Origin of the sequence: Pseudomonas sp. TH06 (assembly GCF_016651305.1) — a bacterium.
Classification (GTDB): Bacteria; Pseudomonadota; Gammaproteobacteria; order Pseudomonadales; family Pseudomonadaceae; genus Aquipseudomonas.
In genome coordinates, this window is the sequence record NZ_JAEKEC010000001.1 from 1,748,417 (window position 1) to 1,761,445 (window position 13,029).

Genomic DNA, 13,029 nt, shown 5'->3' on the forward strand with positions numbered 1-13,029 from the left:
TACGTGAGCGAAACAGCCTTGCCTAAAGATGACGTCCAACCGGTGATTGACGCACCGGTTGAAACTCCACTGCCGGCCAAAGAGCCGCGCCGAGGCAATGGCCTGGCCATCGTCGCCCTGTTGCTCGGTGCTGCCGGTGTCGCAATCGGTGGTTGGGGAGTCTGGCAGGTGCGTCACCTGCAAACAAATACTCAACAGCAGTCGGGTCAGGTGCAGGCGTTGAACGATCAGGCGCAGAGCCTGAAGCTCAACGAGCAGCGCCTGACCGAGCGCCTCGCGCAGTTGCCGGGAGCCGACGAGCTCGCTGAGCGCCAGCGTCTGGTGACGCAGCTTCAGGGCGATCAACAGCGCCTCAATCAACGTCTGGAAACCGTGCTCGGCGCCAGCCGCAAGGACTGGCGTCTGGCCGAAGCCGAACACTTGCTGCGTCTTGCCAGCCTGCGCCTTTTGGCCTTGCAGGACATCAGCAGCGCCCAGGCGCTGGTGCAGGGCGCCGACGAAATCCTTCGTGAACAGAACGACCCCGGCTCCTTCGCCGCCCGTGAGCAAGTGGCGAAAACCCTGGTCGCGCTGCGCAGCACCGAGCAGCCGGATCGCACTGGATTGTTCCTGCGACTGGGCGCTCTGCGCGATCAAGTCATCGACCTCACCGAACTGGCACCGGAATACAAGGATCGCGGCGAGTCGCTGCTCGGCCTGACCGCCGATGGTGACGGCGCCAGTCGTTGGGCGCAGTGGTGGGATCAGGTCTCGCGCTACATTCGGATCGATTTCAACGCAGACAAAAATGTTAAACCTTTGCTGGCCGGGCAAAGCCTGAGCCAGGTGCGTCTGGCCCTGAGCCTGGCGCTGGAGCAGGCGCAGTGGGCGGCGCTCAATGGTCAGGCGGCGGTTTACACCCAAGCGCTGGCCGAGGCGCGTGACGTGCTCAAAGGCAACTTCAATCCGGACAATCCGCAAAGCAAAGTCATGCTTGAACAGGTCGGTGAGCTGAGCAAGGAGCCGGTCACGGTCAACACACCGGATCTGACCGGCACACTCAGTGCCGTACAAGCCTATCTGGAACGGCGTAACGTCAACGCCGAAGAGTCGGTGAAACCCTTCGCCAAACCTGCTGCCAACACTGCGCAGGAGGCCACGCCATGAAACGCCTCTATGTGATCGTGTTCCTGGTGATCGCGGCGACGGCAGCGCTAGGCCTGGCGATTGCCGAGCATTCCGGTTACGTGCTGATCGCCTACAAGACCTTCCGTTATGAGTCGAGCCTGTGGGCGACATTGGCGCTGATCGCGGTGTTGTGGTTGCTGATCTGGGGCATCAAGGCTCTGGTCGAGCTGGTCATGGCTTCCACTGGCGTGGTCAATCCATGGTCGCGGCGCAACCGTAGCCGTCGCGTGCAAGTGGCGATCGAGCACGGTCAACTGGATCTGGCCGAAGGTCGCTGGGCCAGCGCCCAGCGGCACTTGTATCGGGCCGCCGAAGCCGAACGCCAACCGTTGCTGTATTACCTCGGCGCTGCCCGCGCGGCAAACGAGCAAGGCAATTACGAGGAATCCGATCACCTGCTGGAGCGTGCGCTGGAGCGTCAGCCACAGGCGGAGTTGGCGATTGCCTTGAGCCACGCGCAGTTGCAGACCGATCGGGGCGATACCGACGGCGCACTGGTGACCTTGCAGGCCATGCATGAGCGCCATCCGCACAATGTGCAGACGCTGCGCCAGTTGCAGCGTCTGTATCAGCAGCGCGGTGATTGGTCGGCGGTGATTCGTCTGTTGCCGGAGCTACGCAAGGACAAGGTCCTGCCGGCCACTGAACTGGCTGAGCTTGAACGTCGCGCCTGGGGTGAAAACCTGTCGCTGGCAGCGCAGCGCGAGGAGGATGGCTCGGTGGGCGCGCAATCGCTCGATCGGGCCTGGCAGCAACTCACGTCGGCGCAACGCCAGGAACCGCCACTGGTGCTGGCCTATGCCGAACAGCTGCGTCAGCTGGGCGCTCAGGTGCAGGCGGAAGAAGTGCTGCGCACGGCGCTCAAGCGCAAATACGACAGTCATCTGGCGCGTCTTTATGGTTTGGTGCGCGGCAGTGATCCGGCGCGTCAATTGCAGACCGCCGAAGGCTGGCTCAAGGATCATCCGAATGATCCGAGCCTGCTGCTGACCCTGGGCCGTCTGTGTCTGCAAACCAGCCTGTGGGGCAAGGCACGGGATTATCTGGAAAGCAGTCTGCGCGTGCAGCGTAATCCGGAGGCCTGTGCAGAGCTGGCACGTTTGCTCGCGCAACTGGGTGATACCGAGCGCAGCAATCAGTTGTTCCAGGAAGGTCTCGGCTTGCTGGATGAGCGCTTGCTGGCCGCGCCGTTGCCAGTCCCGGCTCGCGTCTGAAATCACGAGGGAGGTTGCTCCCTCGGTCACCCTTGGCGCACGAAAATTCACCTTCCGTGGGTGTCTGGGGAAAAGTCCTACAGCGTGCTACACCTTTTCCTCTTGAACCTGTCGGGTTTTCCCTACACCTCTGGTGAACTGTCGGCAGGGCCTTGCCTTGAAAGGCTGACACGCTTTCCTCTACCGTAACCGCCTGTCTCTAAAGTTACGGAAAAGCCATGTCGTTGGCCTGCTCACGCTCCTTGTTCTTCATGGTTTTCACTGCGGGTGCCTTTGCTCTGGGAGCTTCCTATTATCTTGAATACGCGGTCGGCCTGACGCCGTGCAGTCTGTGCCTGGTGCAGCGACTGTTCCTGACGCTGCTGTGCGCCTCCTGCGGTCTGGCGGCGGTGCACGGCCCCAAGCGTGGCGGCTTGTGGCTTTACTGGCTGCTCGCGCTGGGCGCGAGTCTGGGTGGCACCACCGCAGCCTGGCGGCAAGTATTGATCCAGAGTGATCCGGTGTTGCAATTGATCAAATGCACCCCGGATCCGCAGACGCTGTTCAGCGGCTTGCCCTGGATCTGTGCGTTGCAAAAGATGTTTGAAGGTGGTGCCGATTGCGCCGAAATCTCCTGGACGCTGTTCGACCTGAGCATTCCGGAGTGGAGCCTGTTGTTCTTTGTCGCCGTGTCGATTCTTGCCGTTTATCAATTGCTGCGGCTGCTCTGGAACGCGTTGCAGCGACCGCTCAGCGGCGAAGCGTCGCACCAGACGCCGCTGCGGGATTAAACACTTGTATGAACTTTATCTCCTGCGTACCTTGAAGCCATAGGCGTGCGGGCATAATCTGGCCCGCACGTGTCATTGGATTTATGTTGCTCGATGACGCTCTGCCCGATTGCCCCCAAGCCAAAAAGAGGGCGCGGGTGTAGAGCAGCATGACCCACAAGGGAAGAGAGATCGCCATGCTCGAAAGTTGTCAGAATGCTCAGGAACGTTGGGGTGGAGTTCATCTGCTGATCGACCGCTGGTTACAGGAGCGTGGGGAGCTGATCGGCGCCTACGACAAACTCGGTGCGGAGCCTCAGACCCTGTCGGATAACCGCAAACCTTTGCAGGAATTCTGCGGGGTACTGGTCGACTACGTTTCGGCCGGGCACTTCGAAATCTACGAACAGCTGACTGGCGAAGCCAAGGCGTTCAACGACAAGCGCGGTCTGGAGCTCGCCGAGACGATCTATCCACGCATCGACGTCATCACTGAAAAGCTCCTCGCCTTCAACGATCTTTGCGACGAAGGCAAGTGCGTTGCCGAGAAATTCAAGGAGCTCGGTGGCTTGCTGCATGAACGCTTCGAGCTGGAAGATTGCCTGATTGAAGTGCTGCACACGGCACACAAGGAAGAAGATTCGGTTCAGGCCTGATCAACGCCTTGCAAAAGAAAAACGGTGCGCCCCAAGCGCACCGTTTTTTTATGCCTGATCAGCTCGTCGCGCCGCGCAATTCGACTTCGAAAACCAGCGGTGTGAATGGCGCAATCAAGTCCCCGGCACCGTCCGCGCCATAAGCCTGGTCCGAAGGAATCACCAGTCGCCATTTCGCCCCCACCGGCATGTTTTGCAATGCCGTGCGCCAGCCGGCAATCACGCTGTCGAGATTGAACCATTGCGGCTGAGTGTTCTGATCGAACACTGTGCCGTCGGGCAGCCGACCGATGTACAGCACCTGCACTTTTCCATCCGGCCCGGCTTTGGCGCCAGTGCCCGGCACCAGTTCGGTCAGCAGGATGCCGTCGGCCAGTTCCTTCACGCCCGGTTTGGCTTTTTCAGCCGTCAGAAAACGCTGCTCGTTTTCCATCGCGGCGTCGCTCGAAGGCTGCGTCGAGTGCTCGGCATTTTGCGATTCATGATCGGCCAGAATCTGCTCGATGCGTGCTTCGCTCAGCGCCAGTGGCTTGCCTTGATAGGCCTGTTGCAAACCATCAACCAGTGCCTGGATCTGCAACTGCGGAACTTCCTGGCGCAGCCGTTCACCCAGACTTGCACCGAGGCTGTAAGCCAGATCGTGAGCATCGTTCGCGGGGGTTTTTTCGTCAGCGTGGGCGGCCGAAAAGATCATGCAGAGGGATAAAAAAAGGTAGCGCGACATGGGCACTCTCCGTCCTGAGATGCGGGGGATTATGCCAGCGCGAACGCTTGCAACGGTGAACTGCTTTTGACTTGATGCAGAACATTTTCACTTCGTTGCAACGCAACCGTTTCGATACTGTCAAGATGACCTAGCGGCGGTAACTGCAGAGGTCTAGTATGAGCCGCACTCACGTCAGCCAGGAGGTAAACCATGTCGGCCACCAAGAAGCCTGTAAATACTCCGTTGCACTTACTCCAACAACTCTCGGGCAGCTTGCTCGAGCATCTGGAAAACGCTTGCTCCCAAGCCTTGGCTGATGCTGAAAAACTGCTCGCCAAACTGGAAAAGCAACGCGGCAAGGCGCAAGAAAAACTGCACAAATCCCGCACCAAATTGCAGGACGCAGCTGCCGCCGGTAAAGCCAAGGCGCAGACTAAAGCCAAAGGCGCAGTGAAAGAACTGGAAGACCTGCTCGATGCGTTGAAGGATCGTCAATCCGATACTCGCAGCTACATTCTGCAACTCAAGCGCGATGCTCAGGAAAGCCTGAAACTGGCCCAAGGTGTTGGTCGCGTTCAAGAAGCCGTGGGCAAAGTATTGTCCACCCGCGCAGCCAAACCGGCAGCGGCACCGGCGAAAAAAGCAGCTGCAAAACCTGCTGCTGCCAAAGCCCCGGCGAAAACCGCAGCGGCCAAACCGGCAGCTAAAACCGCTGCAAAACCTGCAGTGAAAAAACCGGCTGCCGCGAGCGCTGCAAAACCGGCGGCTAGAACTACCGCTGCAAAACCCGCTGCCGCCAAGCCAGCTGCCAAAGCTGCCGCTGCAAAACCGGTTGCCAAACCGGCTGCAAAACCAGCCGCAACCAAAGCAGCTCCAGCGAAAACTGCAGCCGCCAAACCGGCCGCTAAAACTGCTGCCAAAGCTGTTGCGAAACCAGCAGCTAAACCTGCTGCAAAAACCGCCGCTGCCAAACCAGCTGCCAAGACTGCCGCTAAACCGGCAGCCAAGCCAGCCGCTACCGCTAAACCAGCGACTGCTGCTGCCAAGCCTGCTGCGGCAAAACCAGTTGCCAAGCCAGCTGCAAAACCTGCCGTGAAAAAGCCAGCCGCTGCCAAACCAGCTGCCGCCAAATCGGCAACCTCGCCAACGGCCAAGCCTGCCACGCCGGTAACTCCGGCTGCACCGGCACCTGCCGCTGCTACCTCGACTCCTTCGACTGCGCCAACGCCAGCCGCTGTGTCGAGTGTCACCAGCAACCCGACCAGCGCTTCCTAAGTGCCGGTTGCCGCGACGCGCAGCACTTGCAGCGCGTCGCGGTTCGGGCTGGCCGCCGTGCCGGCCAATCCTTCCAGCCAGGTGTTTGAACCTGCGACGTTTCGCGTCCACTCCTGCGCCATACCTTCAAGCCGTGACAGCAATGCTCGCTCAGCCTCAAGCTCGAGTGATTTGAGCTGCTCGCGCATACCCTTCAACACCGCATCAGCAACTGCCTGCGCTTTCCATTGCATGCGCAGTGCTCGCAGCGGCTGCACCACCTCGACATCCCAAGGTTCGGTCAGCGCCTGAAGCAGTCGTACGCGTTGGTCATCGCACCTCACCCCGCGTTGCTCCAGCCATAAACCACACAACAGCAGGCACACATTAGCCCCCGCAGTCTGCAGTTGCAGGCAGGCGTCTTCCACACCCGGGCGGGCGTAGGTGGCAAGGGAAAAGCTCCACAGGTCAGAGGACATCGTGCTACTCGCGCCAGTTGTGAGCGAAGCTGGTAGACTCCGCCGCCATTATGATCCGACTTCAGAACCTGACTTTACAGCGTGGCCCGCAACGTCTGCTAGAAGACGCCGAGCTGACCCTGCACGCCGGCCACAAAGCCGGTCTCATCGGTGCCAACGGCGCCGGCAAATCCAGCCTGTTCGCCTTGATTCGGGGTGAGCTGCACCCGGACTCGGGTGATTGCTACTTGCCGGCCGACTGGCGCATCGCCCACATGCGTCAGGAGATCGAGACGCTCGAGCGTCTTGCCGTCGACTATGTGCTCGATGGTGACCTGCGTCTACGCGAGGTGCAACGTGACCTCGCGGCCGCCGAAGCGGCGCATGACGGTGCCGCTCAGGCCCGCCTGCATGCCGAACTCGACAGCGCCGATGGCTACACCGCTGATGCGCGAGCGCGCAAGCTGCTTGCCGGTCTCGGGTTCACCAACGAACAGATGGATCGTCAGGTCGGGGATTTCTCCGGTGGCTGGCGGATGCGCCTGAACCTGGCGCAGGCCTTGATGTGCCCGTCAGACTTGCTGCTGCTCGATGAGCCAACCAACCACTTGGACCTCGACGCAATCATCTGGCTCGAAGAGTGGCTGAAAAGCTACCCGGGCACCTTGCTGCTGATTTCCCACGACCGTGATTTCCTCGACGAAGTCGTTGACCACGTCGCCCATGTCGATCAGCGCAAAATTACTTTGTATCGCGGCGGCTACACCGCGTTCGAACGCGCCCGTGCCGAACGTCTGGCCCAGCAGCAACAGGCCTACGAGAAGCAGCAGGCGCAACGTGCGCACATGGAAAGCTACATCGCCCGTTTCAAGGCCCAAGCCACCAAGGCCCGTCAGGCGCAGAGCCGGATCAAGGCACTGGAGCGGATGGAAGAGCTGTCGGCGGCCCACGTCGATTCGCCGTTCGACTTCGTCTTCCGCGAGTCGACCAAGATTTCCAGCCCGTTGATCGACCTGTCCGATGCGCGTCTGGGTTATGGCGACAAAACCATCCTCGAAAAGGTCAAGCTGCAACTGACCCCGGGTGCGCGGATCGGCCTGCTCGGGCCGAACGGCGCGGGTAAATCGACGCTGATCAAGAACCTCGCCGGCGAGCTGTCACCGCTGGGCGGGCGCCTGACCCGGGGCGAGAACACCGTGGTCGGCTACTTCGCCCAGCATCAGCTCGACTCGCTGGATTCCAAGGCCAGCCCTTTGCTGCATATGCAGCGTCTGGCGCCCACCGAGCGTGAGCAGACCCTGCGTGACTTCCTTGGTGGTTTCGACTTCCGTGGTGCGCGTATCGATGAGCCGGTGCTGAATTTCTCCGGTGGCGAAAAGGCCCGTCTGGCTCTGGCACTGATCGCCTGGGAGCGGCCGAACCTGCTGCTGCTCGACGAGCCGACCAACCACCTCGATCTGGAAATGCGCCTGGCGCTGACCATGGCCTTGCAGGAATTCAGCGGCGCGGTACTGGTGGTTTCTCACGATCGGCATTTGCTCAAGAGCACCACCGACAACTTCTACCTGGTCGCTGACGGCAAGGTCGAAGAGTTCGATGGCGATCTTGAAGACTATGCGCGCTGGCTGGTGGAATACCGTCAACGCAACGCGCCGGTCAGCAACACTCCGGTCAACCCGGACAAGACCGACAAGAAGGCTCAACGTCAGGCCGCTGCTGCCTTGCGTCAGCAACTGGCACCGCACAAGCGCGAAGCCGACAAGCTTGAAGCCGAGTTGGGCAAGCTCCACGAAAAACTCGCCAAGGTCGATGCCAGCCTCGGTGACAGCGACATCTACGAGCCGGCGCGCAAGAACGAGTTGCGTGATCTGCTGGCCGAGCAAGCCAAGCTGAAAGTGCGCGAAGGCGAGCTGGAAGAGGCGTGGATGCAAGCCCTGGAAACGTTGGAAAGCATGCAGGCGGAGCTGGAGGCGCTGTCCTGATGGATGCGTTCAAGCTGCCGCTGCCGGCCATGTGGGTCGAGCCGATCTGGCTCGGCGTGCAGATTTTGCTGATCCTGCTGGCCGGTTATCTCGCCCAGCGCTTCGTTGCCAAAGGCCTGACCCGGTTGGGCGAACGCTATCCGTTCCCGCCGCAACTGCTGATGCCGCTGCGTGGCGTGCTGCGCTGGCTGATCATGGGCAGTGCGGTGATCTTTGTACTGGAACGCCTCGGCGTCTCGGCCACAGTGTTGTGGACGGCGTTGTCGGGTTTTGTTGCCGTGGCTGCGGTAGCGTTCTTCGCGATGTGGAGTGTGCTGTCGAACCTGCTCTGCGCGATTCTGATCTTCACCGTCGGGCCGTTTCGCCTGGGGGATATCGTCGAACTGGTGGACACCACCGACAAGCCGGGCGTCAAAGGCCGGGTGGTGGCGATCAATCTGCTCTACACCACGCTGATCGAGGCCGAGGAATTGGGCACCGGCAGTGCGATGGTGCAGGTGCCGAACAGTTTGTTCTTCCAGCGTTCGGTGCGACGCTGGCGCGGGACTGATGTGTTTCCGTCGAGCGGGTTTGAGAAGTAAGTCTTGAAGCAAGATCAAAAGATCGCAGCCTGCGGCAACTCCTACAGGGTAAACGTCAATCCTGTGCAGGAGTTGCCGCAGGCTGCGATCTTTTGCTTTTAGGCCCAAACCGCATTAGCTTGGACGTCTGTGACGATTCAGAATCGAGGTGTGCGATGGAGCTTCAAACATGGCTGGCGTTTTTCGCCGCCTGCTGGGTGATCAGTCTTTCTCCGGGCGCCGGCGCGATTGCGTCGATGTCCAGCGGTCTGCAATACGGCTTCTGGCGTGGTTACTGGAACGCCCTGGGCCTGCAAATCGGCCTCGCTGTGCAGATTGCGATTGTCGGTGCCGGTGTCGGCGCGATCCTCACTGCTTCGGCCACCGCGTTCCATGCGATCAAATGGTTCGGTGTCGCTTATCTGGTTTATCTGGCGATCAAGCAATGGCGTGCGCTGCCGATGGACATGAGCGATGACGCGGCAGTGCGGCCGATCGGCAAGCCGCTGGCGCTGGTGTTCCGTGGTTTTCTGGTGAACATCAGCAATCCCAAGGCACTGGTGTTCATGCTCGCGGTACTGCCGCAGTTCATCAATCCACATGCACCGCTGTTGATCCAGTACGTGGTGATCGGCGTGACCATGATTGCCGTTGACCTGGTCGTCATGGCCGGCTACACCGGACTGGCGTCGAAAGTGCTGCGCCTGCTGCGCACGCCGACGCAGCAGAAGCGTATGAACCGCACGTTTGCCGGGCTGTTCATTGGCGCGGCGGCGTTTATGGCGACGTTGCGTAAAGCGGCGGTATAAAACTCCCGGCCACAAAAAAGGCGACCTGATGAGGTCGCCTTTTTCATTTCTGCCGGTTGAAGATCAACTGTGGCGAGGGAGCTTTTGTGGCGAGGGGATTTATCCCCGTTGGGCTGCGCAGCGGCCCCCTCTTTCAAGATCAATAGGGCCCGCTGCGCGAGCCAACGGGGATGAATCCCCTCGCCACAGGAAGCCCTCAGTCCAAGATCAGCGCAAGATCACCGGCGCCGTATCACGCGGCAGATTGTTGCGCTGTGGTGCTTCACGCGGCTGCTCGTAACCACCACCACCGAGCTGTTGGCTCAGTTGCCCGGCAACGTCCTCGCCCAGCGCCTTCGACACCTCACGCACCACCCGTGGGCGATTCAGCGAGATCTTGATGTCGCGGCCGTTCACCAGTTTGGTGTCCTGCGCTTCACCCATCGCCGTGAAGGCCGAGGTGATTTCGAAGGTCTTGGTGTTGATCAGGCTGAAATCCGCCACCAACGTCAGGCCCAGTACCGCCGAATAGCTGTCGGTGTGCGCCAGATCGTTCACGTCCTGCGTGAAGTCGATGTCCGATACGGTGCCAAACAATACGTAATCGGCGCCTTTGAAGTTGCCGGCCTTGATCCGTTTGATCACGTCGTAGACGTCACCCTTGGACGATGCGGTGTACGGCGTGCCCTGCACCAGCTGGAACATGCCGGTACGCAGAATTTCACCCTTGATGTCGCCGGTGAATTTGCGCAGCTCGCCCTGTTCGATGTAGCTGGTGGTCGCTTCGATCTCGTTGTAGCTCGAAGAACCGCTGGCGCTGTAGTAACTCTCGCGGTGATTGCTCTGGGCCGAAACGATGTGGATGTATTGCTCCACACGCTCCTGATACGCCAGATCCGTCACCGCGACTTTCGGGGCCGCTTGCGCGCCAAACGCACAAGCCAGGGCCATCATGCCAATCCATGCGCGCATCGATTAACGCTCCGTGGTTTTGCGGATCTCTTTTTCGTCCATCCACTCGGCCAGACCGCTTTCCACGTCGATCAATTGCAGGCTGAATTTGTAGAAGACGTCCTTGTAATCGCTGCTGCGCTTGACGATCGAGCTGATCGAACCTTCGATGCGGTACTTGGCAGCCACCATGTTGCCGGTCTTGGCCACGGTGCTCTTCTTGTACAGACCGCTCTGGTTCTGCAGCTTCAACTGGTCAACCTGGCTCTGCATCGCATTGTTGTCGCTGGCGAAACGGGCAACGCCGGTTTTCATCAGCTGAGTCTTGATGCTGGTGGTGATTTCGCGGGTATCGATGTACTCGCTGGTCTTGTTCTTCACGTCGTAGACCTGAACCACAGGACGGTTTTGCAGAATGCCGGACTGAGCCAGCGAGCGGGTCATCGACTCGGCGATCATTTGCAGATCGGTCGAACCGAATTCGTTGGTCACGGTTTCAACCGCTTTGGTGTCGCCGTAGCTAATGTTCTTGCTGCCCAGGGTCGGCGAGGTATTGGCGCAACCGGAGGCCAGCAGGGCGATTACGGCGATGCAGGAAAAGCGTACAAACATGGCAATGTTCTCTAAATCAGGAATAGGGTGGCGGGCTTAAGGCGTCTTGAGTTCCAGACGGAAGTCCACGGCTTTCGGCGTCGGGGCGATGCCCTGGATGAAGCTGGTTTGCGCGCCGTACATCATCTGGCTTTTCCAGACTTCTTCTTCGGCGATCGGGAAACCTTCCGGGCCGAGCCAGGCGAAGCGGTAGTAGAACGTCTTGTTGCTGTTGAGGGTGTTGCTCAACTGCACGTTGACGGTCATGAAACCGTTTTCGCGGGCGACGCGCATGGCGCCGACGACGATGTGTTTCTGTGGCCCCATGGCCACGACTTTGCTCGCGGCGCTGCCCGGTTCAGGCGGCGGCGGGGTGGCGCAGCCGCTCGCCAGCAAGGCGAGGGCGGCGACGGCGATGAGTTTGAAGCGCATGCAAAGACTCCGTTCTTAAGGTTGTTTGAGGCTGGCGACGTTGGTCGCGCCGGCGCTCGGGATGACGTGGGCGGCGAGACCGCCAGCGAATACCTGATTGCCGACGGCACGCAGGCTGATCACTTGATAGCGCTGGTCAACGGTGACCTTGACCACCGAACCACCTACAGCGCTCGGCAAGGTGACCTGGTGTTCACCTTTCTTCAAGCGCAGACGCACCACTTGGGTGTTGTCCGGCAGGGTGCGCCACGTACGGGTATCGGCACCTTCGAGCACGGCTGAAGAAATACCGACCGCGAGACCGGCCAGCGGGTTGGTTTCGTTGATCTTCTTCTGTGCCACGCCTTTGGTGATCGCGCGCACGGTGGTGCGCACGATGATCCCCGGCATGTCATCGCGCAGGGCGCGGCGGGACATGGCGGTGGTGCTGTTGAGGGCGGTCAGGTTGACTTGCTGGCCATCGACACCGATCTGCGCGAATGGCGCGGTGGAGGTATCGGCCTTGATGATCGGGAACGACAGTGGGGTGATCACCACGTTGTTGGAGATCGGCAATGGCAACGGCACCCGAATCGAATCGCGGGACGGCGCCAGACCGCTTTGCACGACGATCAGAATGTCGCTGTCATCGCTTTTGCTTGGCTTGTCGAGGTTGACCAACGCCTGTTCCAGCAGCGGCGTGTTCGGGCGCAGTTCGGCTGCCTTGCGGTAGCCCGGCGCAGCCAGGTCTTTTTCACCGAGGGCTTCATAGACGTAACCGGCCAGGTAATGGCTGAACGCACTCTGGTAGCTGTTTTTCAGGCTGACCACTTCCGGCGCGTCGAGGCTGGCGACCGGATAACCCTGCAGGTCCTTGTATTGAGTCTTGATGCCTTCTTTCTCGGCTTCTTCCTCGCTCTTGAGGTATTCCTTGTCACGCAGGTCGGCGATCACCGCTTCGCGTTCGTGAGTCTTCTTGATCGCGGTACGCGCGCCGTCGAAGTCATTGACCGCCAGCAGGTTCAGGGCCATCTGCGTGGTCAGCATGACTTTTTCGTAGTCGTAGCCTTCGTAGCGACGGACTTTGTCGTTGACGATGAAACTGCCGAACTGAGCGAGGTATTTGCCGGTGTCGAGTTTGACCGAATCTTCCCACTGACCGACCACTACATCGGCGCTGGTCCAGGCGTTCTGGCTGCCGGACAGGTCGCCCTTGGCACGCAGCAGTTCACCTTTCTCGAAGTAATAGAGCAGGTCTTTGTCTGGGCCGGTGTTGTTCTTTTCCAGCAAGGTCAGCGCAGCGTCGACGTTGCCGGAAGCCAGTTGCTGGTTGGTCTGTGCCAGTTCGGAGTCGTAGTTGCGAAACGCCGAACAGCCGGACAGCAGAGTGACGGCGCTGAGCGCGATCAGAGTGGGAGCGCGGAATGCCATGGGGGTACTTCTTCCCTGGAGTAACTACAGCCGCGGATGCTGGTCGGGCTGGTGTGACCCATCGACAGTGGCGTTGGCCTCCTGCCAATTCCTCATAACCAGAGGAGCTTT

The 13,029-nt window shown here is 60.2% G+C and carries 14 protein-coding genes; 8 read left to right on the plus strand and 6 right to left on the minus strand.

Annotated elements, in window-relative coordinates:
- The first annotated feature begins 3 nt into the window (after nt 1-3).
- The 4 genes from JFT86_RS07710 (at nt 4) to rsd (ending at nt 3,786) form a co-directional block, all read left to right on the plus strand.
- Complete coding sequence (locus tag JFT86_RS07710; RefSeq protein WP_201236329.1) at nt 4-1,146, plus strand: uroporphyrinogen-III C-methyltransferase; 1,143 nt, start codon at nt 4-6, stop codon at nt 1,144-1,146.
- The gene (locus JFT86_RS07715) at nt 1,143-2,381 is read left to right on the plus strand and encodes a heme biosynthesis protein HemY (protein WP_201236330.1); all 1,239 of its coding nucleotides are present in this window, start codon (nt 1,143-1,145) and stop codon (nt 2,379-2,381) included. Before JFT86_RS07710 ends, JFT86_RS07715 begins: the two co-directional genes overlap by 4 nt.
- A gap of 218 nt (nt 2,382-2,599) precedes the next feature.
- Nucleotides 2,600-3,151 (plus strand): disulfide bond formation protein B, encoded by a 552-nt coding sequence (locus JFT86_RS07720; RefSeq protein ID WP_201236331.1) that lies wholly within the window; start codon nt 2,600-2,602, stop codon nt 3,149-3,151.
- Between the two features lie 176 nt (nt 3,152-3,327).
- Nucleotides 3,328-3,786, plus strand: a complete 459-nt coding sequence (gene rsd, locus JFT86_RS07725) for a sigma D regulator (RefSeq protein ID WP_201236332.1) — start codon at nt 3,328-3,330, stop codon at nt 3,784-3,786.
- 58 nt (nt 3,787-3,844) lie between these two features.
- On the opposite strand, the gene JFT86_RS07730 is transcribed toward rsd, so the two are convergent.
- Nucleotides 3,845-4,510, minus strand: coding sequence for an FKBP-type peptidyl-prolyl cis-trans isomerase (locus tag JFT86_RS07730; RefSeq protein WP_201236333.1), 666 nt, complete (start codon nt 4,508-4,510; stop codon nt 3,845-3,847).
- A gap of 192 nt (nt 4,511-4,702) precedes the next feature.
- On the opposite strand from JFT86_RS07730, the gene JFT86_RS07735 reads away from it, so the two are divergent.
- Nucleotides 4,703-5,767, plus strand: a complete 1,065-nt coding sequence (locus tag JFT86_RS07735) for an AlgP family protein (protein ID WP_201236334.1) — start codon at nt 4,703-4,705, stop codon at nt 5,765-5,767.
- Here the strand turns inward: JFT86_RS07735 and JFT86_RS07740 are convergent.
- A complete protein-coding gene (locus JFT86_RS07740) occupies nt 5,764-6,225 on the minus strand; it encodes a TIGR02444 family protein (protein WP_201236335.1) in 462 nt (153 codons plus the stop codon). The two genes, JFT86_RS07735 and JFT86_RS07740, sit on opposite strands and share 4 nt — an antisense overlap.
- Nucleotides 6,226-6,275: 50 nt before the next feature.
- Here JFT86_RS07740 and abc-f point away from each other — a divergent pair, with 50 nt between their 5' ends.
- The 3 genes from abc-f (at nt 6,276) to JFT86_RS07755 (ending at nt 9,555) form a co-directional block, all read left to right on the plus strand.
- Entirely contained in the window at nt 6,276-8,186 is a 1,911-nt protein-coding gene (gene abc-f, locus JFT86_RS07745; protein ID WP_201236336.1) for a ribosomal protection-like ABC-F family protein, read from the plus strand.
- Nucleotides 8,186-8,767 carry a mechanosensitive ion channel family protein gene (locus JFT86_RS07750; protein WP_201236337.1) on the plus strand — a complete coding sequence of 194 codons (582 nt, stop codon included), beginning with the start codon at nt 8,186-8,188 and terminating at the stop codon, nt 8,765-8,767. The genes abc-f and JFT86_RS07750 overlap by 1 nt, the downstream gene beginning before the upstream one ends.
- Before the next feature lie 155 nt (nt 8,768-8,922).
- Entirely contained in the window at nt 8,923-9,555 is a 633-nt protein-coding gene (locus tag JFT86_RS07755; RefSeq protein ID WP_103302538.1) for a LysE family transporter, read from the plus strand.
- A 207-nt stretch (nt 9,556-9,762) separates the two neighbouring features.
- Here JFT86_RS07755 and JFT86_RS07760 read toward each other — a convergent pair whose 3' ends face one another.
- The 4 genes from JFT86_RS07760 to JFT86_RS07775 are packed head-to-tail and all read right to left on the minus strand — an operon-like array spanning nt 9,763 to nt 12,918.
- A complete protein-coding gene (locus JFT86_RS07760) occupies nt 9,763-10,506 on the minus strand; it encodes a penicillin-binding protein activator LpoB (protein WP_201236338.1) in 744 nt (247 codons plus the stop codon).
- 3 nt (nt 10,507-10,509) lie between these two features.
- Nucleotides 10,510-11,097 (minus strand): penicillin-binding protein activator LpoB, encoded by a 588-nt coding sequence (gene lpoB / locus JFT86_RS07765; RefSeq protein ID WP_103302536.1) that lies wholly within the window; start codon nt 11,095-11,097, stop codon nt 10,510-10,512.
- Nucleotides 11,098-11,133: 36 nt separating this feature from the next.
- The gene (locus JFT86_RS07770; protein ID WP_011336502.1) at nt 11,134-11,508 is read right to left on the minus strand and encodes a YcfL family protein; all 375 of its coding nucleotides are present in this window, start codon (nt 11,506-11,508) and stop codon (nt 11,134-11,136) included.
- 15 nt (nt 11,509-11,523) lie between these two features.
- Nucleotides 11,524-12,918, minus strand: coding sequence for a hypothetical protein (locus tag JFT86_RS07775; protein WP_201236339.1), 1,395 nt, complete (start codon nt 12,916-12,918; stop codon nt 11,524-11,526).
- Nucleotides 12,919-13,029: the final 111 nt, after the last annotated feature.

Coding starts and splice junctions, on each gene's coding strand:
- JFT86_RS07715 (WP_201236330.1), top strand. CDS start 1,143: ATGAAACGCCTCTATGTGATCGTGTTCCTGGTGATCGCGGCGACGGCA.
- JFT86_RS07720 (WP_201236331.1), top strand. CDS start 2,600: ATGTCGTTGGCCTGCTCACGCTCCTTGTTCTTCATGGTTTTCACTGCG.
- rsd (WP_201236332.1), top strand. CDS start 3,328: ATGCTCGAAAGTTGTCAGAATGCTCAGGAACGTTGGGGTGGAGTTCAT.
- JFT86_RS07730 (WP_201236333.1), bottom strand. CDS start 4,510: ATGTCGCGCTACCTTTTTTTATCCCTCTGCATGATCTTTTCGGCCGCC.
- JFT86_RS07735 (WP_201236334.1), top strand. CDS start 4,703: ATGTCGGCCACCAAGAAGCCTGTAAATACTCCGTTGCACTTACTCCAA.
- JFT86_RS07740 (WP_201236335.1), bottom strand. CDS start 6,225: ATGTCCTCTGACCTGTGGAGCTTTTCCCTTGCCACCTACGCCCGCCCG.
- abc-f (WP_201236336.1), top strand. CDS start 6,276: ATGATCCGACTTCAGAACCTGACTTTACAGCGTGGCCCGCAACGTCTG.
- JFT86_RS07750 (WP_201236337.1), top strand. CDS start 8,186: ATGGATGCGTTCAAGCTGCCGCTGCCGGCCATGTGGGTCGAGCCGATC.
- JFT86_RS07755 (WP_103302538.1), top strand. CDS start 8,923: ATGGAGCTTCAAACATGGCTGGCGTTTTTCGCCGCCTGCTGGGTGATC.
- JFT86_RS07760 (WP_201236338.1), bottom strand. CDS start 10,506: ATGCGCGCATGGATTGGCATGATGGCCCTGGCTTGTGCGTTTGGCGCG.
- lpoB (WP_103302536.1), bottom strand. CDS start 11,097: ATGTTTGTACGCTTTTCCTGCATCGCCGTAATCGCCCTGCTGGCCTCC.
- JFT86_RS07770 (WP_011336502.1), bottom strand. CDS start 11,508: ATGCGCTTCAAACTCATCGCCGTCGCCGCCCTCGCCTTGCTGGCGAGC.
- JFT86_RS07775 (WP_201236339.1), bottom strand. CDS start 12,918: ATGGCATTCCGCGCTCCCACTCTGATCGCGCTCAGCGCCGTCACTCTG.